Source organism: Micromonospora sp. WMMA2032 (genome assembly GCF_002688545.1).
Lineage (GTDB): Bacteria > Actinomycetota > Actinomycetes > Mycobacteriales > Micromonosporaceae > Micromonospora > Micromonospora sediminicola.
In genome coordinates, this window is record NZ_CP024052.1 from 1555244 (window position 1) to 1577678 (window position 22435).

26 protein-coding genes are annotated in these 22435 nt (G+C 74.5%); 18 read left to right on the forward strand and 8 right to left on the reverse strand.

Features of this window, described 5'->3' with window-relative positions; all coding sequences use genetic code 11:
- Nucleotides 1–53: 53 nt before the first annotated feature.
- From CO540_RS06560 to CO540_RS06570, 3 genes are read right to left on the reverse strand one after another with little or no spacing between them, the layout of a single operon-like run.
- On the reverse strand, nt 54–1397 hold the full coding sequence (locus tag CO540_RS06560) for a hypothetical protein (protein ID WP_099161337.1): 1344 nt from the start codon (nt 1395–1397) through the stop codon (nt 54–56).
- Nucleotides 1394–2212 (reverse strand): sugar phosphate isomerase/epimerase family protein, encoded by an 819-nt coding sequence (locus CO540_RS06565; protein WP_099161338.1) that lies wholly within the window; start codon nt 2210–2212, stop codon nt 1394–1396. The genes CO540_RS06560 and CO540_RS06565 overlap by 4 nt, the downstream gene beginning before the upstream one ends.
- Nucleotides 2213–3250 (reverse strand): zinc-binding dehydrogenase, encoded by a 1038-nt coding sequence (locus CO540_RS06570; protein ID WP_099161339.1) that lies wholly within the window; start codon nt 3248–3250, stop codon nt 2213–2215.
- Nucleotides 3251–3371: 121 nt separating this feature from the next.
- Here CO540_RS06570 and CO540_RS06575 point away from each other — a divergent pair, with 121 nt between their 5' ends.
- The 5 genes from CO540_RS06575 to CO540_RS06595 are packed head-to-tail and all read left to right on the forward strand — an operon-like array spanning nt 3372 to nt 7837.
- Entirely contained in the window at nt 3372–4763 is a 1392-nt protein-coding gene (locus CO540_RS06575) for an ABC transporter substrate-binding protein (RefSeq protein WP_099161340.1), read from the forward strand.
- Entirely contained in the window at nt 4760–5719 is a 960-nt protein-coding gene (locus CO540_RS06580; RefSeq protein ID WP_099161341.1) for a carbohydrate ABC transporter permease, read from the forward strand. The genes CO540_RS06575 and CO540_RS06580 overlap by 4 nt, the downstream gene beginning before the upstream one ends.
- Complete coding sequence (locus CO540_RS06585; RefSeq protein WP_099161342.1) at nt 5719–6585, forward strand: carbohydrate ABC transporter permease; 867 nt, start codon at nt 5719–5721, stop codon at nt 6583–6585. Before CO540_RS06580 ends, CO540_RS06585 begins: the two co-directional genes overlap by 1 nt.
- Nucleotides 6586–6608: 23 nt before the next feature.
- Nucleotides 6609–7211, forward strand: coding sequence for a phosphatase PAP2 family protein (locus tag CO540_RS06590; protein WP_099161343.1), 603 nt, complete (start codon nt 6609–6611; stop codon nt 7209–7211).
- A gap of 23 nt (nt 7212–7234) precedes the next feature.
- The gene (locus tag CO540_RS06595) at nt 7235–7837 is read left to right on the forward strand and encodes a bifunctional 2-polyprenyl-6-hydroxyphenol methylase/3-demethylubiquinol 3-O-methyltransferase UbiG (RefSeq protein WP_099161344.1); all 603 of its coding nucleotides are present in this window, start codon (nt 7235–7237) and stop codon (nt 7835–7837) included.
- A 13-nt stretch (nt 7838–7850) separates the two neighbouring features.
- Here the strand turns inward: CO540_RS06595 and eccB are convergent, their stop codons facing one another.
- Nucleotides 7851–9233 (reverse strand): type VII secretion protein EccB, encoded by a 1383-nt coding sequence (gene eccB / locus CO540_RS06600; protein WP_099161345.1) that lies wholly within the window; start codon nt 9231–9233, stop codon nt 7851–7853.
- A gap of 67 nt (nt 9234–9300) precedes the next feature.
- Here eccB and CO540_RS30110 point away from each other — a divergent pair, with 67 nt between their 5' ends.
- From CO540_RS30110 to CO540_RS06640, 9 genes are all read left to right on the forward strand, one after another.
- Nucleotides 9301–9468, forward strand: a complete 168-nt coding sequence (locus CO540_RS30110; RefSeq protein ID WP_157779063.1) for a hypothetical protein — start codon at nt 9301–9303, stop codon at nt 9466–9468.
- Nucleotides 9469–10105: 637 nt separating this feature from the next.
- Complete coding sequence (locus tag CO540_RS06605; RefSeq protein ID WP_091064957.1) at nt 10106–10375, forward strand: metal-sensitive transcriptional regulator; 270 nt, start codon at nt 10106–10108, stop codon at nt 10373–10375.
- Nucleotides 10376–10506: 131 nt separating this feature from the next.
- Nucleotides 10507–11907 carry an MBL fold metallo-hydrolase gene (locus CO540_RS06610; protein ID WP_099161346.1) on the forward strand — a complete coding sequence of 467 codons (1401 nt, stop codon included), beginning with the start codon at nt 10507–10509 and terminating at the stop codon, nt 11905–11907.
- Between the two features lie 72 nt (nt 11908–11979).
- Nucleotides 11980–12567 carry a rhodanese-like domain-containing protein gene (locus tag CO540_RS06615; RefSeq protein ID WP_099161347.1) on the forward strand — a complete coding sequence of 196 codons (588 nt, stop codon included), beginning with the start codon at nt 11980–11982 and terminating at the stop codon, nt 12565–12567.
- The gene (locus CO540_RS06620; RefSeq protein ID WP_099161348.1) at nt 12564–13463 is read left to right on the forward strand and encodes a sulfite exporter TauE/SafE family protein; all 900 of its coding nucleotides are present in this window, start codon (nt 12564–12566) and stop codon (nt 13461–13463) included. Before CO540_RS06615 ends, CO540_RS06620 begins: the two co-directional genes overlap by 4 nt.
- On the forward strand, nt 13402–14010 hold the full coding sequence (locus CO540_RS06625) for a class I SAM-dependent methyltransferase (RefSeq protein ID WP_099161349.1): 609 nt from the start codon (nt 13402–13404) through the stop codon (nt 14008–14010). Before CO540_RS06620 ends, CO540_RS06625 begins: the two co-directional genes overlap by 62 nt.
- Nucleotides 14011–14091: 81 nt before the next feature.
- A complete protein-coding gene (locus tag CO540_RS06630; protein ID WP_099161350.1) occupies nt 14092–14802 on the forward strand; it encodes a spermidine synthase in 711 nt (236 codons plus the stop codon).
- A gap of 73 nt (nt 14803–14875) precedes the next feature.
- Entirely contained in the window at nt 14876–15055 is a 180-nt protein-coding gene (locus CO540_RS06635; RefSeq protein WP_099161351.1) for a hypothetical protein, read from the forward strand.
- 96 nt (nt 15056–15151) lie between these two features.
- On the forward strand, nt 15152–16831 hold the full coding sequence (locus CO540_RS06640; protein ID WP_099161352.1) for a long-chain-fatty-acid--CoA ligase: 1680 nt from the start codon (nt 15152–15154) through the stop codon (nt 16829–16831).
- A 26-nt stretch (nt 16832–16857) separates the two neighbouring features.
- Here the strand turns inward: CO540_RS06640 and CO540_RS06645 are convergent, their stop codons facing one another.
- Nucleotides 16858–17058 carry a hypothetical protein gene (locus tag CO540_RS06645; protein WP_099164619.1) on the reverse strand — a complete coding sequence of 67 codons (201 nt, stop codon included), beginning with the start codon at nt 17056–17058 and terminating at the stop codon, nt 16858–16860.
- A gap of 128 nt (nt 17059–17186) precedes the next feature.
- Nucleotides 17187–18158 (reverse strand): RNA polymerase subunit sigma-70, encoded by a 972-nt coding sequence (locus CO540_RS06650; protein ID WP_099161353.1) that lies wholly within the window; start codon nt 18156–18158, stop codon nt 17187–17189.
- A gap of 105 nt (nt 18159–18263) precedes the next feature.
- Between CO540_RS06650 and CO540_RS06655 the strand changes: the two genes are divergently transcribed.
- The 3 genes from CO540_RS06655 (at nt 18264) to CO540_RS06665 (ending at nt 20243) form a co-directional block, all read left to right on the forward strand.
- Nucleotides 18264–18824 carry a dihydrofolate reductase family protein gene (locus CO540_RS06655; protein ID WP_099161354.1) on the forward strand — a complete coding sequence of 187 codons (561 nt, stop codon included), beginning with the start codon at nt 18264–18266 and terminating at the stop codon, nt 18822–18824.
- Between the two features lie 79 nt (nt 18825–18903).
- Nucleotides 18904–19092: a hypothetical protein gene (locus CO540_RS06660; RefSeq protein WP_099161355.1), complete on the forward strand. Its 189-nt coding sequence runs from the start codon at nt 18904–18906 to the stop codon at nt 19090–19092.
- 62 nt (nt 19093–19154) lie between these two features.
- Nucleotides 19155–20243, forward strand: coding sequence for a winged helix DNA-binding domain-containing protein (locus tag CO540_RS06665; RefSeq protein ID WP_216642340.1), 1089 nt, complete (start codon nt 19155–19157; stop codon nt 20241–20243).
- A gap of 71 nt (nt 20244–20314) precedes the next feature.
- Here CO540_RS06665 and CO540_RS06670 read toward each other — a convergent pair whose 3' ends face one another.
- Nucleotides 20315–20959, reverse strand: coding sequence for a hypothetical protein (locus CO540_RS06670; RefSeq protein WP_157779064.1), 645 nt, complete (start codon nt 20957–20959; stop codon nt 20315–20317).
- Between the two features lie 18 nt (nt 20960–20977).
- Entirely contained in the window at nt 20978–21616 is a 639-nt protein-coding gene (locus CO540_RS06675) for a class I SAM-dependent methyltransferase (RefSeq protein ID WP_099161357.1), read from the reverse strand.
- A 41-nt stretch (nt 21617–21657) separates the two neighbouring features.
- Here CO540_RS06675 and CO540_RS06680 point away from each other — a divergent pair, with 41 nt between their 5' ends.
- A complete protein-coding gene (locus tag CO540_RS06680) occupies nt 21658–22431 on the forward strand; it encodes a trans-aconitate 2-methyltransferase (protein WP_099164621.1) in 774 nt (257 codons plus the stop codon).
- Nucleotides 22432–22435: the final 4 nt, after the last annotated feature.

Below are 22435 nucleotides of genomic sequence, written 5' to 3' on the forward strand. Positions count from 1 at the left end.
CCCGGCCCGACCGGCGGCGGCACCCGGCCGGGGTGCCGCCGCAAAACGGCCGTTCAGCCGTCGGCCAGGGCGTCCAGCACCAGCGCGGCGGTCCAGCTGAACGCGGGCGAGCCGAGACCGGCGCCGGTGTCCGGGTGGAAGTACTCGTGACAGCCGGCGGTGTCGACCAGGTCGAGCAGGGACTCGCGCAGCCCGGCGGCCAGGTCGGCCCGGCGGTGCGTGCGCAGCGCCTGCCAGAGCAGCCAGCCGGTGTTCACCCAGCTCGGGCCGCGCCAGTAGCGCAACGGTTCGAAGTCGGGCGCGGTGCGGTCGTAGGTGGGCAGCGGCCGGTCCATCCGGGCGGCCAGCCCGAACCGGGGCGAGCACGCCTCGGCGAGCACCGCGCGTACCTGCGGTTCCGGCAGGTCGGGCAGGGCCAGCGGCATCAGCCCGAGCACGGTGCGGGCCGCCACGAGCCGGTCGGTGCGCACGTCGCGCGGGCGGAACGTGCCGGTGAGCGGGTCCCAGAGCCGGGCGACCAGGGCCTCGGTGATCCGGGCGGCCCGGTCCCGGTGCGGTCCGGGGTCGGCGCCGACGACCGTCGCGATCCGGGCCAGCGCGTACTCGGAGACGCCGAGCGCGGCGTTGACCAGCGGGCACTCCACCAGGAACGGGTGTCGGCCGAGCAGTCCCTCGTCGCGGTAGCGGCCGGCCCGGTAGGAGTCGACGAGCGCGACGTAGCGCGCGTAGTCCAGGTCCGTAGGGCGTTGCGTCGCGGCGGCGTGCGCGGTGTCGTGCCGGCGGTACGCGCGCATCACCGCCTCGTCGGCGGGCACCGCGGCCAGCGGGGCGTCCCAGGCGGGACTGTTGTCCAGGCCGGACTCCCACGGGTGCACGATGGCGGCCAGCCCGCCGCCGCCGACGTCGCGCCGCCCGGTCAGGTAGCGCTGCTGCGCGACCAGTCGGGGATAGAGCCGGCGCAGCGCGGCCACCGACGCCTCGGACGGGGCGCGGCGGTGCACCAGCCAGGCGGCCGGGGCGTGCACCGGTGGCTGGACGATGCCGGAGGTGGCCGCCGCCGGGGCGCCGTCGGCGCGGGCCGAGTCCCAGAACTCCGGCCCGGGGAAGTACGCGCCGACGCGCAGCGCGGGGTTGAACACGATGTGCGGCACCCGCCCGTCGACCCACTGCGCGGCGAACAGCGTCCGCAGCTCCCGCCAGGCCCGGTCCGGGCGTACGTGGGCCAGCCCGATCGCGATGAACGCCGAGTCCCAGCTCCACTGGTGCGGGTAGAGCGTGCGCGAGGGCACCGTGTGGTCGTGTTCCCAGTTGGCGTCGAGGGTGGCCAGCGCGAGGCGGCGCAGCCGGGCGTCGCGTTCCGCGCCGGCGCGTACCCCGGCCGCGAGGCTGCCGGTCATGCGGCGGCCCGCCGGGGACGGGCCGGACGCAGCACGGTCGCGGCCTGGCGCAGCGCGGCGACCGGCTCCCCGCGCAGCCGACACTCCAGCGCCAGCCAACCGGGATAGCCGAGGTCGTCGAGCGTGGCCAGCAGCGCGTCCCAGTCCAGGTGCCCGGCGCCGGGCTGGTGCCGGTTGGAGTCGCTGACCTGCACGTGCCCCAGGTAGGGCGCGGCGGCGCGCAGCGCCACGAGGGGATCGTCCTCCTCGATGTTCATGTGGTAGGTGTCCGCCACCACCCGCACGCCGGGCGACCCGACCGCGCGGCACAGCTCGACCGCCTGGTCGAGGCGGTTGACCATGTGGTCCTCGTACCGGTTGAGCGGTTCGAGGAACAGGGTGACGCCCTCGGCCCGGGCGTGCTCGGCAAGCTCGCCCAGGGCGTCGACGAGGACCTGCCGGTCGCGCTCGGGCGACCGGGGCGGCTCGAACGGGGGCAGCCGGCGGGAGAACATGCCCCAGGCGGCCGGGGTCATCGCGCCGATACCGCCCAGCTCGGCGATGACGGAGAGCTGGGAGCGCAGGTTGCGCACCGCGTCCCGGGAGCGTGCCGGGTCGAAGTCGCCGATGAAGTGGTCCATCTCGACGCAGACGGTTGGGGTGACGACGCCGGCGGCGCGGGCCCGCCGCAGCTCCGGCAGCCGCCGGGCCAGGGCGAGGTCACCCCGCCCGCGCAGTTCGATGCCCTGGTAGCCGAGGGACACGGCGAGGGCGTACTTCTCGGTCAGGTCGGCGCCGGGGAGCAGCTGCTCCTGGCAGGCCAGGGGGATGTCCATTCAGAACCTCAGCACCACTTGGAGGACGTCACCGTCACCGCGGTCGAGCAACGCCAGGGCGTCGGCCACCGCGCCCGCGTCGACGACGTGGCTCACCAGCGGCAGCGGGTCGACGCTGCCCTCCGCCACCAGGTCCATGAACGTGTGCGCGATCCGGGTTCCGGACCACCGGCCGGCCGTGCCGGGTGCCGGGTCCGGCCCGGAGACCTGGGCGGCCACCAGCTGGATCCGGTTGTGGTGGAACTCCTCGCCGAGTTCCAGCCCGTGGGCGTACCCCTGGTAGAAGCCGGCGGCGACGACGCGGCCGGCGTGCGCGGTGGCCCGGATCGCCTCGTGCAGCGCCGGGTAGGAGCCGGACAGTTCCAGGCAGACGTCGGCGCCCCGGCCGTCGGTCTCCGCGCGCAGCGCGGCGGCGGCCGAGTCGGCGCCGGCGTCGACGACCCGGCGGGCGCCGAGCCGGGTGGCGTGGGCGAGCCGTCCGGGCACCCGGTCGACGGCGACCACCCGCGCGCCGGACAGCACGGCGAGCCGGGTGCCGAGCAGCCCGATCACGCCCTGCCCGAACACGCCGACCCAGTCGCCGAGGTGCAGGTCGCCGGCGAGCACGGCGGTCAGCGCGATGGCGCCGGGGCGGGCGAAGACGGCGGTGAGCGGGTCGAGGCCGGGGGCGAGCGGGTGCGCCGCGGCGGCGGGGAGCACCGCTTCGGCGCGGTGTCCCCAGATGCCCCAGACGAGTTGGCCGACCCGGCGGTCGGCGACGTCGGGGGCGACCTCGACGATCTCGCCGACCTCCTCGTACCCGAAGCCCACGACCGGGTACGCGGGCGTGGCCTGTCGGGGCACGAACATCCGGGCGGTGGCGTCCCAGTCCTTGCGGAGACGGGGGTTGCTGCCCCGGTAGAGGGTCAGCTCGGTGCCGGCCGAGATGCCGGAGTAGCAGGTGCGGACGCGGACCTGGCCCGGGCCGAGACGGTCCGGGGGGCAGGGCTCCAGGCGTACGCGCCGGGGCCCGGCCAGAGAGACAACCCAGTTGCCCATGGCGTCGCTCCGAGGGAAGTGCCGGCCTCGATTCTAACCGAAAAAATGGGCATATGTGATTAGATCGATGAATCGGTGGGTATTGATGCCACGCCGTGCTCTTTCGAGAGGAGTGCCACCGATGTCATCACCCTCAACACGGCTGCTCGCTTCGAGCCTGATCCTGGCACTGGCCGGGACCGGCGCGACCGCCTGCAGCGACGACGGGCAGAAATCCGACAGTTCCCAGATCACCGTGTGGAGCCTGGAGGACGTGGCGGACCGGGTCAACGCCACCAAGGCGATCATCGCCGACTACACCGCCAAGACCGGCGTCAAGGTCAACCTGGTCACCGTCAACGAGGACCAGTTCCCGTCCCTGATCGCGTCCAGCGCCGCCGCCGGCGACCTGCCCGACGTGGTCGGCTCGGTCTCGCTCGCCGGCGTACGGACCCTCGCCGGCAACGAGCTGCTGGAGCCCGACGCCAACGGCGCCGTCGTCGACGCCCTCGGCCGGGACACCTTCTCCCCCCGCGCGCTGGAACTGACCAGCGACGACGGCCGGCAGCTCGCCGTGCCCAGCGACGGGTGGGGTCAGCTGCTGGTCTACCGCAAGGACCTGTTCGACGCCGCCGGCCTGGCGGCCCCCGACACGTACGAGAAGATCGCCGCCGCGGCGGCGAAGCTGAACACCGGCGGCGTCGCCGGCATCACCGCGGCCACCGCCCCCGGCGACGTGTTCACCCAGCAGACCTTCGAGCACCTCGCGCTGGCCAACGGCTGCCAGCTCACCGACGACGCCGGGAAGGTCACGCTGGACTCGCCGGAGTGCGTGGAGGCGTTCCGCTTCTACGGCGACCTGATGCGGAACAACTCGGTCAAGGGCGCCCAGGACGTCGACACCACCCGGGCCACCTACTTCGCCGGCAAGGCGGCCATGCTGATCTGGTCGCCGTTCATCCTGGACGAGCTGGCCGGCCTGCGCAACGACGCCCGGCCCACCTGCCCGCAGTGCCAGTCCGACCCGGCCTGGCTGGCGAAGAACAGCGGATTCGTCACCGCGATCAAGGGCCCGAACGGCACCGAACCGGCCCAGTACGGCGAGGTCAGCTCCTGGGCGGTGCTCGACGGCGCCGCCGACCCGGCGAAGTCCTTCGTGGAGTACATGCTCTCCGACGGCTACCCGCGCTGGTTCGGCATGTCCCCGGAGGGGCGCTTCCCGGTGCGGACCGGCACCCAGGAGGACAAGCAGAAGTTCCGCACCGCCTGGAACACCAGCCCGGCCGGCGTGGACACCAAGAAGCCGCTGTCCGACATCTACAGCGACGACGTGCTCGCCACCCTGCGGGAGAGCCCGGAGGAGTTCCAGCGCTGGGGCCTGACCCAGGGCCAGGGCAAGCTGGTCGGCGCCATCCTCGGTGAGCTGCCGGTGCCCAAGGCGCTCGCCGACGTGGTCGGCGGCAAGTCCGACGCCCGGGGCGCGGCGGACCGGGCCAAGAAGGACGTGGACGCCATCGCCAAGGGTGTCAATTGACCACGACCGCGCCGGAGGCCGGCCGCTCCCCCACCCCGGAGCGGCCTCGCCGACCCGGCCGCCGGCCGCTGACCCTGCGCCGCCGCGAGTCCCGCGCCGGGCTCGCGCTGGTCGCGCCGACACTGCTCGTCGTCCTCGCGGTGATCGGCATCCCGATCGTCTGGACCGTGGTGCTGGCCTTCCAACGGGTACGCCTGGCGACGCTGCGCAAGACCGGTCTCTTCGGCGAGTTCACGCTGGACAACATCGACCGGGTGCTGCACACGCCCGGCTTCGCCGACACGCTCTGGACCACGGTGCTCTACAGCGTCGGCGGCACCGTCGGGTCGATCGTGGTCGGCCTGGTGGCGGCGCTGGCCGTCCGCGGGCCGTTCCGCGGTCGCACGCTGGTGCGTGCGTCGATGCTGCTGCCGTACGTGGCGCCGGTGGTCGCCATGACGTTCGTCTGGCAGGTGATGCTCGACCCGCAGCTCGGCATCGTCAACGACTGGGGCCGGCGGTTCCTCGGCTGGGACCAGCCGGTGCCGTTCCTGTCCCAGGAGTCCACCGCGCTGTGGACCGTGATCGCGTTCGAAGCGTGGCGCTACTTCCCGTTCGCGTTCCTGTTCCTGCTGGCCCGGCTCCAGGCCGTACCGGGCGAGCTGGAGGAGGCCGCCCGGGTCGACGGGGCGACACCGACCCAGCGGTTCCGGCACATCCTGCTGCCGCAGCTGATGCCGGTGATCGCGCTGATCGGCGTGCTGCGGTTCATCATGACGTTCAACAAGTTCGACGACGTCTACCTGCTCACCGGCGGCTCGGCCGGCACCGAGGTGGTCAGCGTCCGGGTCTACCAGTTCCTCACCGCCCGCACCGACATCGGCGCGGCCGCCGCCCAGGCGGTCGTGCTGGCCGTGGTGCTGCTCGTTTTCGTGGCCATCTACCTGCGCTTCTTCGGCGCGAAACGGGAGGCGTGATGGATCGCGACCGGATCGAGACGATCAGCCTGCGCTGGCTGCGCCGGCTGGTGATCGCCGGCTTCCTGGTGGTCACCCTGCTGCCGTTCTGGTACATGCTCGTGCTCTCGGTACGCCCGATCGAACGCCTGCTGCTCGACCCCGGCTCGCTCTGGGTGCCGTTCGGCGAGCTGACCGTCGCCACATACGCGGAGGTGCTGCGGTCCGTCGAGAGCGGCGGCCAGGGGTTCCTCACCTTCATCCGCAACAGCGGGCTGGTGGCGCTGGCCGCCACCGCGCTCACCCTGATCGTGGCCATCCCCGGCGCGTACGCGGTCTCCCGGCTGCGGTTCTTCGGCCGGCGGCAGGTCAGCGCGCTGTTCCTGGCGGTCTACCTGTTCCCGTCCATCGTCATCGCGATCCCGCTGTTCGTGGTCTTCAGTCGGGCCGGGCTGCGCGGATCGCTGTTCGGGCTGGTGCTGGTCTACATCTCACAGACCCTGCCGGTGTCGGTCTACATGCTCAAGAACTACTTCGAGACCATCCCGGTCAGCCTGGAGGAGTCCGCGGCGATCGACGGCGCCGGCCGGCTCGGCATCATCCGCCGGGTCAGCTTGCCGCTCGCCGCGCCGTCGGTGATGGCGGTCGCCCTGTACGACTTCATGATCGCCTGGAACGAGTTCCTGTTCGCGCTGCTGTTCCTGGTCGACCGGCCGGACCGGTGGACCGTCTCGCTCGGGCTGTCCCTGCTCGCCGACGGCGTCGAGGTGCCCAAGACCGTACTGATGGCCGGCTCGGTCATCCTCACCCTGCCGATCGTGGTGCTGTTCTTCGCCGGCGAGCGGCTGCTCACCGAGGGACTCACCAGCGGGGCGGAGAAGGGCTGACCGCGGCATGCCAGGATGACCCGGTGCGATCACCACGGGAGCGTCCGGCCGGCGCGCGGCTGGCCCGGCTGCTCACCGAGGTGCTCGCACCGGGCGTCCTGGTCACCGCGCTGCCGCTGGTCGCCGCCGCCCGGGTCAGCCGCTCCCCCGCGCACCTGCTGCTCTGGGGCGGCACCGCGCTGCTGTTCTGCGCGGTCGTCCCGGTCGGCGTGATCCTGCACGGCGTCCGCCGGGGCCGGCTCACCGATCGGCACGTCGGCGACCACCGGCAGCGGGCCCGTCCGCTGTCCCTCGGCCTGGCCTCGGTGGCGGTCGGGCTGCTCCTGCTGGCGGCGCTGCGCGCGCCGGCCGAACTCTTCGCGGTGATCGTGGTCATCTTCGTGGTCGGCGCGGCGTGCACGCTGGTCAACCACAGGTGGAAGCTGAGCATCCACGCCGCGGTGGCCGGCGCCACGGTGGCCGTGCTGGCGCTGCTGTTCGGGCCGGTGGCGCAGCTCGGCTGGCCGCTGGTGGCGGCCGTCGGCTGGTCCCGGGTGCGGCTGCGCGACCACACCTGGCCGCAGGTCCTGGCCGGCACCGCGCTCGGCGCGCCACTGGCCGCCGGGGTGTTCCTCGCGCTGACCTGAACAAGATCAGTTACCGTGAGGTCATGGCCAAGCCGACCCGCTGGGTGACCGACACCAAGCCCGGCCACTCGCAGTGGTACGTCGACCGGTTCCGCCGCCTCGCCGCCGAGGGGGCGGACCTGGCCGGTGAGGCCCGGATGGTGGACGCGCTCGTGCCGCCGGGGTCGCGGATCCTCGACGCCGGCTGCGGCACCGGCCGGGTCGCCGCCGCGCTGGCCGCCCGGGGACACACCCTCGTCGGGGTGGACGCCGACCCGACGCTGGTCGAGGCGGCCCGCGCCGACCACCCCGGCCCCCGCTTCCTGGTCGCCGACCTGGCCGAGCTGGACCTGCCCGGGCAGGGCGAACCCGAGCCGTTCGACGCGGCCGTGGTCGCCGGCAACGTGATGACGTTCGTCGCCCCCGGCACCGAGCCCGCCGTGCTGGCCCGGATCGCCGCCCACGTGCGCCCGGACGGCGTGGTGGTGGTCGGGTTCGGCACCGACCGGGGTTACCCGGTCGCCGACCTGGACGCCGACGCGGTGGCCGCCGGGCTGCGCCTGGAACACCGCTTCGCCACCTGGGACCTGCGTCCCTGGCGCGACGACGCCGAGTTCGCGGTGACCATGTTGCGCCGCCCCGCCTGAGTCGCGGGACCGGTCACGCCGGCGTGGCCACCGCGCGGGCCGCCTCCGGGTCCAGCGGGCTGCCCGCCGGCAGCAGGTCGACCAGGCTCGCCGGCAGCCGCACCGGGCGCACCCCGGCATAGCCGAGCATGCCCGGCACGTCGGCGCCGGTCAGCGCGTACCGCCGGCCCAGGTCGGTCACCACGCAGACCGTGCCGCCGGTCGCGCCCGGCGCGGCCGCCGCCTCCACCAGCGCGCCGCGTCCCGGTTCCACCACGACCTGGTCGGCGAGCCCGTTGCGGCCACCGGCGGTCCGCGCGGCGGCGGCCGGGTCCGGCGCGGTGGCGCCGAGGCGCATCTCGCGTACGCCGGTGTCGTCGCCGGCCCGGGCGCAGAGCGCGCCGCCCTCGGACATGGCCAGCCGGGGCGGCACGGCGGGCGGCGCGGCCGGACCGGTGGGCACCAGGTCGGGCAGTTTGGGCAGCGCGGCGAACCGGCCCAACGTGATCGGCTCCGGCTCGCCCTGGCCGGTGCGGGCCAGCAGCAGCGCGGCCTGCAACTCGGTGATGCCGGCCAGTCCGCCGCGCCCGGCCACCGCGTACTGCCGGCCGCCGCCGGAGTTGCGGACCAGGTAGACGTCGCCCACCTCGGCGCCGTCGACCCCCTCGGACGGGGCGCCCAGGTCGCCCACCGGGGGCGGGACCAGGTCGGCGCCGGCCGGTACGGTGTTGAGCAGCGGCGCCGCGACCGGAACGGCCCGTTCCCGCGTGGCGGCCAGCGCGGCCAGCACCCGGTCGGTGTCCCGCAGCAGGTAGCGCCGGTCGTGCCAGATCAGGTGCAGGCCGCCGTCCGGGTGGCGGACGAGCAGACCCTGGTCGCCGAGCGGCCGCCCACCGGGGGCGTCCCGGCCGATCAGCAACGTCGAGCGGGCCTCGGCCCGCCCCGCCTCGACGGTCACCGACGAGCAGAGCGTCCAGCCGTCACGGACCAGCCGGCCGGCGGCGGGCAGCGAGTCCGGGGCGTCGGCGATGCCGAGCGGCAGGCCGCGCGGCACCCCCTCGATGGCCCGGCGGGTGACCAGCACGGTCTTCGGCCGCTCCGCCCCGATGATCAGCAGGGCCGAGGCGTAGTTGAGGACCGGGTGCAGCTTCTCCTCCCGGTAGACGAACCGGGCGCCGGACTCCTTCTCCACGATCACCGCCGCGGTGTCCCGCCAGGCGCTGCCCCCGCCGGTGAACAGGCCGTAGAGCGCCACCCCGCCGAGCGCGATCGCCGCCACCAGCACACTGGCCAGCCCGGCGCCGGCCAACCGGCGAAACGGCGACCGGGCCGGGTCGGTCTCCCGCATGACCAGCGCGGCGACCGCCCGCTGGACGGCGAACTGGTACGAGTGCAGCTGGTCCTGCCGCGACGCCATCGATTCCCCTCCGCCGGGATCGTCGGCGCACAGGATAAGCGCTGCGTCGATCCCCCGGCGACCCTGCGTGTCCCCCAACCGCCGCGCGCCGCCCGGCCAGCCCGGCTTGGTCCGGCCGGCCCGGCTGGCCCGGCTGGCCCGGCTGGCCCGGCTGGCCGGCTGGCCCGGCTGGCCGGCTGGCCGGCGCAACCTCGCCGAAGTGGCGGGATCGGGCCCACCCGGACCCAGCCACTGAAGTGCGGCGGCCCGGGACAGCGCTGAAGGTGGGCCCGAACGGCGGGCCGGGTGGACGGGCGGTGGGGTGTGAGCCCCCGGTGCCATTGACGGAGGTTGTCGCCCGCGTGGTCGCGGAGACCCGAACACACCCATGGGGTTCCACCGACGGGGTTGAAGGCCGACGAGTGGAACGTGGTGGGTGTTTCCCGGGCCGCGAGACACCCATGGTGTTCCTCTCACGGGGTGGCTCCCGCCGGGCGAAACCCCCTTCCCCATCCGCGGCGTCCAGGGCGCGCAGCCCCGACGCCGCGACCTTGCCGCACCCATTCCATCGATCTTGGAGTTGTGGCACCCGGCAAACCACGTAAATAAGTGCAAAATTGGAACCATAACTCCAAGATCGACGCGGCGCGGGAACGGGCGCGGCGCGGGGCGCCACGCGGCACGCGGGCGGCGGGCGGCGGGCGGCGGGCGGCGGGCGGAACGTGGTGGGCGCCTCCTGCGGCGTGAGGCGCCCACGGTGTCCCGGTGGCCGAGTGACGGGTGGTGGCCACACGATCAACAGCGGCGCGACGCAGCAGACGGGGGTCGCGTGGCGCGGGAAGGTGGCAGCCCCGGTACCCCCTGGGGTATAGTCGAGGACAGGAGGTGGTGACGTGAAGCTTCGACCCGAGATGACCGGCGACGCGCTGACCCGACTCAAGCGGGCCCGGGGGCAGCTCAACGCCGTGATCGAGATGATGGAGAACGGCGAGGACTGCCGCGCGGCGCTGACCCAGCTCGCCGCGGTGTCCAAGGCGATCGACCGCGCCGGCTTCAAGATCATCGCTTCCGGCATGCGCCACTGCGGCACCGCCCGCCAGGCGGGCGAGGAGCCGGAGATGACCGAGGAGGAGCTGGAGAAGCTCTTCCTCTCCCTGGCCTAGCGCCGAAAGACGCCCGCACCGGGCCGCGTGATCGCGGCCCGGGCGGGTAACCCCGTGCCCGGAGACCCGGGCCGGAGTCTGCCCCACGCATACCCCCGGGGGTATGGGTGACAACGAGAGGAGAACGGCACGTGACTGTCGAGGTGTCCGTCATCGCCACGTCCTCGCTCGGCGACCGCAGCTACCTGGCCTCGGACGGCCGGGTGGCGATCGTGGTCGACCCGCAGCGGGACATCGACCGCGTCCTGCACCTGGCCGGAGCCAAGGGGGTGCGGATCACCCACGTGGTGGAGACCCACATCCACAACGACTACGTGTCCGGCGGGTTGGAGCTGGCCCGGATCACCGGCGCCCACTACCTGGTGGCCGCCGCCGACGAGGTCGGCTTCGACCGGATGCCGGTGGCCGACGGCGACGAGGTGCCGGTGTCCGACGCCCTGCGGCTGCGGGTGGTCGGCACGCCCGGCCACACCTTCCACCACCTCTCGTACGCGCTCGACGAGGCCGGCGACGGCGGCTGGACCCCGGTCGGCGTGTTCACCGGCGGGTCGCTGCTGTTCGGCACCACCGGGCGTACCGACCTGCTCGGCCAGCAGCACGCGCACGAGCTGGCCCACCACCAGCACGCCTCCGCCCGCAAGCTGGCCGACCTGCTGCCCGACGGTGCGCAGGTGTGGCCGACGCACGGCTTCGGCAGCTTCTGCTCGGCCAGCCAGGCCGACGCCCCGGAGTCGACCATCGGCCGGGAGAAGGAGGCCAACCCGGTGCTGCGGCTGGCCGCCGACCGGTTCGTCACCGAGACGCTCGCCGGCCTGGACGCCTACCCGGCGTACTACGCCCACATGGGCGTGGCCAACGCCGCCGGGCCGGCGCCGGTCGACCTCACCCCGGTCGCCCGCGCCGACGCCGACGAGCTGCGCCGCCGGATCGCCGCCGGCGAGTGGGTGGTCGACCTGCGACACCGCAAGGCGTACGCGGCCTCGCACCTGGCCGGCACCGTCAGCCTCGGCCTGGACGGGCCGATGTCGACCTGGCTCGGCTGGCTGATCGACTGGGGCGTGCCGATCACTCTCCTGGCCGAGACGCCGGACCAGGTCGCCGACGCCCAGCGGGAGCTGGTCCGCATCGGCATCGACCGGCCGGCCGCGCAGGCCACCGGCGAGCCCGAGCGGTGGGCCACCGACCGGTCGGAGCTGCGCGAGCTGGCCGTGGCCGACTTCGGCGCGCTGGCCGCCGCGCAGGCCGGGAACGCCCCGGCCGGCCTGCCCGCCCCGCAGGTCGTCCTCGACGTCCGGATGACCAACGAGTGGAAGGCCGGGCACGTCGACGGGGCGGTGCACGTCCCGCTGCCCGACCTGCCGACGCGGCTCGCCGACGTGCCCGCCGGCACGGTCTGGGTGCACTGCGGCTCCGGCTACCGGGCCACCGCCGCCGCCTCCCTGCTGGCCAACTCCGGCCGCGACGTCGTGCTGATCGACGACATGTTCGGCCAGGCCGAGGCGGCCGGCGTCCGGATGGCGCCCACCACCTGACCCTCCCCACCCGCACCCGGCCGGCGCGCTCGCGTCGGCCGGCGATGACCCCTGCCCACGAAGGAGAAGAACATGACCACCACGACCCCCTCGACCGTCGACGCGGTCACCCTGCGCGAGCTGATCGCCGCCGGGCGCGCGCCCCGGCTGCTGGACGTCCGCACCCCCGGCGAATTCGAGGCCGCGCACGTCCCCGGCGCCTACAACGTGCCGTTGGACCTGCTCAAGGAGCACCGCGAGGAACTGCGCAACCACCTGGACGAGGACGTGGTGCTGATCTGCCGGTCCGGCGCCCGCGCCACCCAGGCGGAACAGGCGCTCGCCACCGTCGGCCTGCCCAACCTCAAGGTCCTCGACGGCGGCATGCTGGCCTGGCAGGCCGCGAACGCCCCGGTCAACCAGGGCCGGCCGCGCTGGGACCTGGAGCGCCAGGTCCGCCTCGTCGCCGGTTCGATCGTGCTGGCCAGCGTCGTCGCCTCGGTCTTCGTACCGGGCCTCAAGTGGGTCGCCGGCTTCATCGGCGCGGGCCTGACCTTCGCGGCCGTCTCGAACACCTGCGCGATGGGCATGCTGCTCAGCAAGCTGCCGTACAACCGGGGCGCCAGCTGCGACCTGGACAGCGTCGTCGGTCAGCTGAGCGACGCCGGGCGGCGGTCGTGAGCGCCGCGCTGGTGCTGACCGTGGCGGGCGCGGTGCTGATCGGGGTGAGCCTCGGTCTCCTCGGCGGCGGCGGGTCGATCCTCGCCGTGCCGCTGCTGGTCTACGTCGCCGACCTGCCGCCCAAGGAGGCCATCGCCACCTCGCTGCTCGTCGTGGGGGCAACCAGCGCGGTCGGTGTGCTGCCGCACGCCCGCGCCCACCGGGTGCGCTGGCGCACCGGGCTGATCTTCGGTCTGGCCGGCATGACCGGCGCGTACGCCGGCGGTCGGCTGGCCGAGTTCATCCCGGCGAGCGTCCTGCTCACCGCGTTCGCGCTGATGATGCTCGCCACGGCGGCGGCGATGATCCGCGGTCGGCGCTCCGCCGAGGGGCGGCCGACGCCGCACGAGCTGCCGGTGCTGCGGGTGGTCCTCGACGGTGTGGTGGTCGGTCTGGTCACCGGCCTGGTCGGCGCCGGCGGCGGCTTCCTGGTGGTGCCCGCCCTGGCCCTGCTCGGCGGCCTGCCGATGCCGGTCGCGGTCGGCACGTCGCTGGTGGTCATCGCGATGAAGTCCTTCGCCGGCCTGGCCGGCTACCTCTCCAGTGTGCAGATCGACTGGGGTCTGGCCGCCGCCGTCACCGCCGCCGCGATCGTCGGCAGCCTTCTCGGTGGACGGCTCGCCGGCCGGATCCCGGCCGACGTGCTGCGCAAGTCGTTCGGCTGGTTCGTCGTGGTGATGGGCGTCTTCGTCCTGGCGCAGCAGCTTCCCCCGGCGTGGGGACTCGCGGCGGGAGCGCTTGCCGCTGCCGGTACGGTCACCGTGGTGGTGTGGGGCCGCCGAAGGAGGGGACACAGTGGACAGCAGCGCCTGGGACGACCGCTACGCCAACGCGTCCGGACTGGTGTGGAGCGCTGAGCCCAACCGGTTCGTGGTCGAGGCGGTCGCCGGTCTGACACCCGGCGCGGCGCTGGACGTCGCCGCCGGCGAGGGGCGCAACGCGGTCTGGCTGGCCGGTCAGGGCTGGCGGGTCAACGCGGTGGACTTCTCGACCGTGGCCATCGACCGCGGGCGCGAGCTGGCCGCCGCGCGGGGCGTCTCGGTCGACTGGCGGGTCGCCGACGTGACCGCGTACCGGCCGGTGCCGAACAGCTACGACCTGGTGCTGATCAGCTACCTGCACCTGCCCGCCGCCGACTTCGCGCGCGTGCTCGGCGCCGCGCGGTCGGCGCTGCGCCCCGGCGGCACGCTCGTGGTGGTCGGCCACGACCTGGCCAACCTCTCCGGCGGCACCGGTGGCCCCCAGGACGCGAGCGTGCTGCTCACCCCGGAGGCGGTGGTCGACGGGCTGGCCGGGCTGCGTATCCAGCGCGCCGAGACGGCCCGCCGGCCGGTGCCGACCAGCGACGGCGGCAGCGTGGACGCGTTGGACACCGTGGTGGTGGCGACCCGTCCCGCCGACTGAGGCGCCGCAGCGGTCGTTCCCGCGGGCCGGGCCCGGGTCGACCGGTAACATCCGGTGACGGAACGGCGGAGAGGACACCGGGTGGGCGCGCGCTTCGAGGAACTGGCCTGGCGGGAGACGCCGATCGGGGCGATCAGTCTGCGCCGGCGCCGTGACCCGGCGCTGGACGCCGAGGTGTACGAGGTCAAGCTCGACGACGAGTACCTCATGTCCAGCGCGTTCCCGGTCGCCGAGATCGAGCTGGCCCGGCTGGGGCTGGCCCCGCTCACCGGCGAGGCGCTCGACGTGGTGGTCGGCGGGCTCGGCCTCGGCTACACCGCGCGTACCGCGCTGGAGGACCCGCGGGTGCGCTCGATGCTGGTGGTCGAGGCGATCGAGGACGTGATCGACTGGCACCGCCGGGACCTGCTGCCGTTCGCCGCCGGTCTGGCCGCGGACCCGCGTACCCGGTTCGTCCGGGCGGACTTCTTCGCCGCGGTCGCCGGCGGCGGCCTCGACCCGGACGAGCCCGGGCGGCGCTTCCACGCCGTGCTGCTGGACGTGGACCACTCCCCCCGCCAGGTGCTGCACCCCAGCCACGCGCCGTTCTACACGACCGAGGGGCTGCGCCGGCTGGCCGCGCTGCTGCACCCGGAGGGCGTCTTCGCGCTCTGGTCGAACGACCCGCCCGACCCGGCGTTCCAGCGCACCCTGACCGAGGTGTTCCCGACCTCGGTGGCGCACGTCGTCCGGTTCCCCAACCCGTTGCAGGGCCGGGAGGCGGCGAACACCGTCTACGTCGCCCGGCGGTGATCCCGGGCGCGGCGGCATGGCCGCCCGCGCAGCGGGAAAGCGCACGGCCCACCGTACGACGGGAGGCTGGAACATGCGCGCGTTGCTCTGGGTGGTCGGCGTGGTCGCCGGTGTGCTCATCCTGCTCGGGCTGCTGCTGGAGGCGGTCCGGTGGCTCGTCATCATCGGCGTGATCGCGCTCGCCGCGGTCATCATCTTCGCGATCGTGAAGACCCGGCGGGTGGTGAGTCACCACTCGACGAGCCGCCGTTGAGGCCGGTGTGACCAACCCGGCAACCTACGTCAGCGTAGGTTACCGGCTGGTTAAGTTAGGCTGGGCCGGTCATCCGCGCAGCGAGGAGAGACGGCGATGGACGCGACCGACCGGCGACCCTGGACCCGCAGCTACGCGCCGGGCGTGCCGGCCGAGGTCCCGGAGCCGGACGGCTCGCTGGTCGACCTGCTCACCGACGCGGCCCGTCGCTTCGGGCCCCGGGTGGCGCTGGACTTCTACGGCGCCACCACCACCTTCACCGAACTGGCCGACCAGGTCGCCCGCGCCGCCGAGGCGCTGCGCCGGCTCGGCGTCGGCCCCGGTGACCGGGTCGCCCTGGTGCTGCCGAACTGCCCGCAGCACGTGGTCGCCTTCTACGCGGTGCTGCGCCTGGGCGCGGTGGTCGTCGAGCACAACCCGCTCTACACCGCCGACGAGCTGGACCGGCAACTCACCGACCACGGCGCCCGGGTGGCCGTCGTCTGGGACAAGGTCGCGCCGCTGGTGGCGGGACGGGGTGCCGTGCGTACCGTCGTCGCGGTCGACCTGACCTCGGCGCTGCCCCGGCTCAAGCGGTGGGCGCTGCGGCTGCCGCTGCCCAAGGTCCGCGCCGCCCGCGCGGCGATGACCGCCCCCGCGCCCGGCGCGGCGGCCTGGTCGGAGCTGGTCGCCGCCGCCGGGCCGCTGCCGCCCGCGCACCCCGGCCCGGAGGCCGGCGACGTGGCGCTGCTCCAGTACACCGGCGGAACCACCGGCGTGCCCAAGGGCGCCGTGCTGACCCACCGCAACCTGCGCGCCAACGCCGCCCAGGGGCGGGCCTGGGTGCCCGGCCTGCGCGACGGCGCGGAGACCGTCTACGCGGTGCTGCCGCTGTTCCACGCCTACGGCCTGACGCTCTGCCTCACCTTCGCCGTCGGCATCGGGGCGACACTCGTGCTGTTCCCCCGCTTCGACGCCGACCAGGTGCTCGACGCGGCCCGCCGACGCCCGCCGACGTTCCTGCCCGCCGTGCCGCCGGTCTACGCGCGGCTGGCCACCGCCGCCCGCGAGCGTGGCGTCGACCTCACCTCGATCCGGTACGCCATCTCCGGCGCGATGGCGCTGCCACCGGCCACTGTGGACCTGTGGGAGCAGGTGACCGGCGGCCTGCTGGTCGAGGGATACGGGATGACCGAGACCTCCCCGATCACGCTCGGCAACCCGGTCGCGCCGACCCGTCGGCCGGGCACGGTCGGGGTGCCGTTCCCCTCCACCGACGTCCGCATCGTCGACCCCGAGGACCCGGCCCGCGACCGCGCCCCCGGCGAGGCCGGGGAGCTGCTGGTCCGGGGTCCGCAGGTGTTCGCCGGCTACTGGAACCGGCCCGAGGAGACGGCGAAGGTGCTGCTGCCCGGCGGGTGGTTGCGCACCGGCGACATCGTCACCATGGACGCCGACGGCTTCGTCACCGTGGTCGACCGGATCAAGGAATTGATCATCACCGGCGGCTTCAACGTCTACCCGTCCGAGGTGGAGGAGGCGTTGCGCCGCATCCCCGGCGTCCGCGAGGCCGCCGCCGTGGGCCTGCCCACCGCCGACGGCGAGGAGGTCGTCGCGGCGGTGGTGCTCGACGCCTCCGTGGGTGGCACTCCGGAGGCGATCCGGACCGCCTGCCGCACCCACCTGGCCGGCTACAAGGTGCCCCGCCGGGTCGTGGTGGTGGAGGACCTGCCCCGCTCGCAGATCGGCAAGATCCTGCGCCGCGAGGTCCGCGACCAACTCCTCACCGACGGCTGACCCGGCGCGCTCCCCGCGAACGGCGGTCAGGTGTACACGCCGTCCCAGTACCGTTCCTCCGGCACCGTGAAGTCGTTCGCTCTGGTCCGGCGTAGGTGGGCGTACCGCTCGTGGTAGAGGTCGAGAGCCTGCGGGATACCGCAGTGCTCGGCCTCCCGGATCGCCCGCACGGCGAGAATGATCCGCTGCTGCACGATGTGCTCGTCGATCGTCTCCCAGGCGTCCACGCCACCATCCTGCCCGAGCACCGCCGGTGGCGTACCACCCCGGCGGCAGACGGCGCTCGGCACGCCGACGCCAGGCGGCGGCCGCAGCGCGGGCAGGGCCGGCGATACGCGGTCGGCCTCGACAATTGTCATGAGCCGGCGGCCGGCTCCAGCATGCGTGGGAGGCCGAACAGGTCGAACACGGCCGGGTCGGCGAACGTCACGCAGTGTCGGACCCGGCCGCCCCGCGCGTCGAGCACCTGGAGCGAGTGCGCCCGCAGCCCGTCGGCGTGCGGGGCATACGCCGCCAGGGCCGGGCTTCCGTTGGCCTGGACGGGCCGCAGCCGCCAGCCTGTGCCGCGCATGGCGAAGACCCGCTCCATGAACGCCCGGTAGTGCGCCCGCCCGCGCAGCCAGAGCGCGACCGGGGGCATCTCCAGCACCACGTCGTCGGCGAGCAGCCGGGTCAGGCCGGGCACGTCGGCCGCCTCGAACGCGGCCAGGTAGCGCTCGACCACGGCCTGCTCGTCGGGGTCGGTCGGCTCGCGCAGGTCCTCCAGCACCGGCCCGGCCGCCCGGATGCCCGCCCGGGCCCGTTGCAGGCTGCTGTTCACCGCGGCGACGCTGCTGCCCAGGGCCCGCGCCACCTCTGCGGCGGGCAGTTGCAGCACCTCGCGCAGCAGCAGCACCGCACGTTGCCGGGCCGGCAGGAGTTGGAGCGCGGCGACCAGCGCCAGCCGCAGGCCGGCCCGCTGCTCGGCGGCGTCCGCCGGGTCACCGAGCCGGATGTCCGGGAACGGTTGCAGCCAGGACACGTGCCGGCTCGGCGTCAGCGGGGCCTGCGGGTCGTCCCCGGGCAGGCCCAGACCGCTCGGCAAGGGCCGCCGGGACCGGCCGTCGAGCGCGCTCAGACACGCGTTGGTGGCGATCCGGTGCAGCCAGGTACGCACGGATGCCCGCTGCGGGTCGTACCGGTCGGCCGCCCGCCAGGCCCGGAGCAGCGTCTCCTGCACCAGGTCTTCGGCCTCCTCGACCGAGCCGAGCATCCGGTAGCAGTGCGCCAGCAGGTCGCCGCGAAAGGCCTCGTACCGGTTGCGGTCCTGCGTCGTCTCCCCGACCACCCGGGCGAGGGTACGCGCGGGCCGCGATGAGTTCTGCCCGCCGCACCGGTATGTGGGGGGTGAGGGCGGCCGAACCGGCGCCGCCACCTCCGGAGGGAGCCCACCATGGGCGACGTGATCGTCATTCAGTTCGCCACGCTGGACGGCGTGGTCTCCGACCCCGACGGGCGCGCGGGGACCGACCACGGCGGCTGGGCGTTCCGCTACGGGCCGGGCCCGGTCAGCGACGACAAGTTCCGTCTCGGGGAGCGGATGGACCACGGGGTCCAGCTCTACGGGCGGCGGACCTGGGAGCACTTCGCGGGCCTCTGGCCGGGCCGCGACGGCGACTGGGCCCGGCTGATGAACGCGACGCCCAAGCGGGTGGCGACCCGGGCCGGCGTCGACGTGACCGCGTGGTCGAACTCGGCGGCGATCACCGGCGACGCGGTGGCCTGGGCCGGCGAGGAGCGCACGCGGCGGGACGTCGTGGTGATCGGCAGCCTGAGCCTGGTGCACGCGCTGGCCCGGGCCGATCTGGTGGACGAGTACCGGCTCATCACCTTCCCGACCGTCGCCGGGGCGGGCGAGCGGCTGTTCGCCACCGGCACCCACGGCGACTTCCGGTTCACGCTGGTCGAGCCGGTCGGCCCGACCGTGCTGACGGTGCTGCGACGCGCCCGGTGACGGCGTTTACGGTGGTGAAGCGACGGGTAGGCGAACGTCCATGGTGGATTCGCGGGGTCGTTCCGTCGGCCGTTACGTCATGCGGCTCGTCGGTGGGGTGGCCGTCATCCTGGGCATTCTCGGTGCCTTCTCCAGCCTCGCCGACGGCAACCTCGTCGGCATCGTGCTCAGCGCCGTGTTCCTCGCGGGCGGGGTGTTCCTGCTCAAGCGGTCGGGTGACGGCGGCCGGGCGGCCCGCCCGGCATCCGTGCCGCGCGGCGCGCGCTGACGGCGGCAGCGCACCGGCCGCGACGCGCGGAAAGTGTCGGTGTCGCCGCCTAGGCTGGTCCGGTGGTCGACCGGCGTCAGGTGATGAGTTTCCGCGTCCGTGCCCAGCAGCTCGAGCGGGAGCGGGGCGCGCTCGCCGACACCGCCGTGCTCGACCTCGGCGTACAGGACACCGGCCCCGACGGCGGCCGGTGGGCGCTGGCCCTGCGCGGGGTCGACGTGACCGCGTTGTCCAGTGACGACCTCGTGTTGCTGTGGACCGTGCGCGGTGCTCCTCACCTCTATCGGCGCGCCGACGTCGGCGCGGTGGCGTCGGCGGTCGAGCCGTTCTCGGACGCCGACGCGGGCAAGCGCATCTACGACGCGTCCAAGCCGCTGAAGGCGGCCGGCATCGGCAACCTGGCCGCGCTCGACGAGGTGGCCGCGCGGATGCGGGAGGTCGTCACCGCGCCGACCGTCAAGGGCGAGGTCTCCGGCCGGCTGGCCGAGCTGCTGCCCGAGCCCTACCTGCGGTTCTGCCGCCCGTGCGACACGACGCACCTCTATGAGATGCCGTTCCGGTTGGCCGCCGTCCGGGCCGGGCTGGAGCTGCGGCTGGACACGTCGCCGCCGGTCCTGCAACGCATCCCCGACCTCACACCCCGCGACCCGGGCGGGCGGTTCGACCTCGTCCGCGCCTACCTTCGGTTGCTGGGGCCGGCCACGCCCAAGCACGTTGCCGACTACCTCGACGCCCCGGTCAAGGACGTGAAGGCACGCTGGCCGCAGGACGCGGTCGAGGTGACCGTCGACGGTGAGAAGCGGTGGCTCCTGGCCGCCGACGAGGCGGCGCTGACCTCGGCCGACGTGACCGCGACCCGCCTGCTCGGGCCGTTCGACCTGTTCCTCCAGGCCAAGGACCGGGCGACAGTGGCGCCGGACGCGGCGCGGGCCAAGGAGTTGTGGCCGGTGCTGGGCCGCCCCGGCGCCGTCCTGGTCGACGGCGAGCTGGTCGGCACCTGGCGTCCCCGCAAGTCCGGCCGCACGTTCCGGGTGTCCGTCGAGCCCTGGCAGAAGCTGTCCGAGAGCCGGCGCCGCGCCGTCGTCGAGCAGGCCGAACGCCTGGCGGCCCACCGGTCGGTGTCGCTCGCCGGCGTGGACTTCGGCGGCTGACCGGCGGTCAGGAACGCCGCGGCGACGTGTGGTTCGGGCGAGACCCGCGCTGCACCGCGCGGACGGGACGCTCAGCCGAGGCGCTCGATCGTCGTCGGGATCAGGCCGTGCCGGCGTCCCACGGTGGTGACCGCCCCCAGCAGCGTCCGCAGGTGCGCGCCGCTCCCCCGGCCGGCCGTCACGTCGACGCACCACGCCACCCCGCCGCCGACGCGCCGCACCTCCCAACGGGCGGCGTCAGATGCTCGCCCGGTGGCGACCACGCCGGATCCGGCCGGTCCTGGGCCGGCGACGCCGTCGGCGGGTAGCGACGCCACCAGAGCGGCCAGCCGTCCGGTGTCGAGGTCGCCGGCGAACAGCACCCGGTGCACGGCCGGGCCGGCGCCCAGCCGCAACGGCTCCGCGACCGCCAGCGGGAGGTCGTCGTGGAACCGGTCGCGCAGCGTGTCCTCGTCCGGCAGCGCCCCGCCGCCGAGCCGGGCGTACGTGTCCTCGGCGTCGGAGCGGGTCACCGCGCGGACCCGGGCGCGGACGTCCGGCCGGGCGCGCAGCGCGCGGGCGAAGGCGCGGGAACTCCACCAGCCGCCGTCGGACGGCGTCCAGCCGGCGCTGCGCAGCCGCGTCGCGGACAGGTCGCCGGCCAGCTCGAACTCCTCGACCAGCAGTCCGAGCGGTACGCCGTCAGCCCGGGCCAGGAGCTGGTAGTAGTCGAGCACCACGGCACGCTACCGCCCTCACCGGTGCGCGAACACGAACCCGCCCTCGACATCCGGGGCGGGACGGTGGGTCATCTCGGCGTCGACGGTGAAACCGGCGGCGTCCAGCCAGGCCGCGATCCGCTGCGGCGGGCGGCGGTGCACGTGGACGCGCATCGGGTGTCCGCCGTACCCCTGGGTCTTGAGCCGGCTGCCCTCGCCGGCGAAGAAGCCGAGCAGGACGACCCCGCCGGGCCGCAGCGCCCGGTGGAACCCGGCGAGCACCCCGGGCACGTCCTCGTCCGGCACGTGGATCAGCGAGAACCAGGCGAGCAGACCGGTCAGCGACGCGTCGGCGAGGTCGAGTCGGGTCATCGAGCCCACCTCGAAGCGCAGGTTCGGGTGGTCCCGCCGGGCGACCTCGATCATCGCGGGTGACAGGTCGACGCCGAACGCGTCCAGGCCGAGGCCGTGCAGGTGGGCGGTGATCCGGCCCGGTCCGCAGCCCATGTCGGCGACCGGCCCGCTCCCCTGCGCGCGCACCAGTTCGGCGAACAGCCCGAGGATTCCGCGCTGGAACGGTTCCCCGGCGAGGGCGTCGCGCAGCAGGTCGGCGTAGCTGGTCGCCACCGTGTCGTAGGAGGTGCGGGTGTCGTCGATCCAGCTGGCAGCGCCCATGTCGGCACACGATAGACCGGGCTCGTGTGAGGATGCTCGGCATGTCCGAGCGCGCACTGAGCTTCGGGGCGGCGGCGCGGGCGTACGAGCGGTTCCGCCCCGGATATCCGCCGGCCCTCGCCGACCTGGTGCTGGCATACGCGGACCGTCCGCTGCGGACCGCACTGGAGATCGGCGCCGGGACCGGCAAGGCGACCCGCCTGTTCGCCCGGGCGGGCCTCACGGTCACCGCCACCGACCCGGACGCCGCCATGCTGGCCGAGCTGCGCGCGCACGTGCCGGTGCGGGTGCGGACGGTGCGGGCCGCGTTCGAGGAGCTGCCGACGGACGAGACCTACGACCTTGTCTATGCGGCGGCGGCGCTGCACTGGACGCGCCCCGAGGGCCGGTGGGACCGGGTGGCCGCGCTCCTGACGCCCGGCGGCGTGTTCGCCTCGTTCGGTGGGCCGCTGCGCCTGGGCGACCCGGCGGTGGCGGAGTCGGTGCGGCGGGCCCGGGCGCCGTTCCTCGACAGCGACGAGATCCCCTCCCCGGACGGGACGCCGGAGACGGACGCCATGCGGTGGCCGGGCACCGAGCTGCGCCGGGATGCCCGGTTCACCGACGTCCGGCAGTCGGAGATCGAGCGCCGCGTCACGATGGGCGCGGACGACTACGTCGGTGTGCTGTCGACCGTCTCGGCCTACCTCGAACTGCCGGCGGACCGGCGGGAGCAGGTCCTCCGGCGGATCCGGGAGGTGCTGCCCGACAGGGTCGAGGTCACCACCGACGTCACCGTCCACCTCGCCCGCCGGCGACCGGCCGCCGCGTCCTGACAGG

Excerpts from the sequence above, each read along its gene's own strand:
- CO540_RS06585 (WP_099161342.1), top strand. The coding sequence starts at position 5,719 with ATGGATCGCGACCGGATCGAGACGATCAGCCTGCGCTGGCTGCGCCGG.
- CO540_RS06640 (WP_099161352.1), top strand. The coding sequence starts at position 15,152 with ATGGACGCGACCGACCGGCGACCCTGGACCCGCAGCTACGCGCCGGGC.
- CO540_RS06635 (WP_099161351.1), top strand. The coding sequence starts at position 14,876 with ATGCGCGCGTTGCTCTGGGTGGTCGGCGTGGTCGCCGGTGTGCTCATC.
- CO540_RS06660 (WP_099161355.1), top strand. The coding sequence starts at position 18,904 with ATGCGGCTCGTCGGTGGGGTGGCCGTCATCCTGGGCATTCTCGGTGCC.
- CO540_RS06595 (WP_099161344.1), top strand. The coding sequence starts at position 7,235 with ATGGCCAAGCCGACCCGCTGGGTGACCGACACCAAGCCCGGCCACTCG.
- CO540_RS06675 (WP_099161357.1), bottom strand. The coding sequence starts at position 21,616 with ATGGGCGCTGCCAGCTGGATCGACGACACCCGCACCTCCTACGACACG.
- CO540_RS06680 (WP_099164621.1), top strand. The coding sequence starts at position 21,658 with ATGTCCGAGCGCGCACTGAGCTTCGGGGCGGCGGCGCGGGCGTACGAG.
- CO540_RS06560 (WP_099161337.1), bottom strand. The coding sequence starts at position 1,397 with ATGACCGGCAGCCTCGCGGCCGGGGTACGCGCCGGCGCGGAACGCGAC.
- CO540_RS06575 (WP_099161340.1), top strand. The coding sequence starts at position 3,372 with ATGTCATCACCCTCAACACGGCTGCTCGCTTCGAGCCTGATCCTGGCA.
- CO540_RS06565 (WP_099161338.1), bottom strand. The coding sequence starts at position 2,212 with ATGGACATCCCCCTGGCCTGCCAGGAGCAGCTGCTCCCCGGCGCCGAC.
- CO540_RS06615 (WP_099161347.1), top strand. The coding sequence starts at position 11,980 with ATGACCACCACGACCCCCTCGACCGTCGACGCGGTCACCCTGCGCGAG.
- eccB (WP_099161345.1), bottom strand. The coding sequence starts at position 9,233 with ATGGCGTCGCGGCAGGACCAGCTGCACTCGTACCAGTTCGCCGTCCAG.
- CO540_RS06655 (WP_099161354.1), top strand. The coding sequence starts at position 18,264 with ATGGGCGACGTGATCGTCATTCAGTTCGCCACGCTGGACGGCGTGGTC.
- CO540_RS06570 (WP_099161339.1), bottom strand. The coding sequence starts at position 3,250 with ATGGGCAACTGGGTTGTCTCTCTGGCCGGGCCCCGGCGCGTACGCCTG.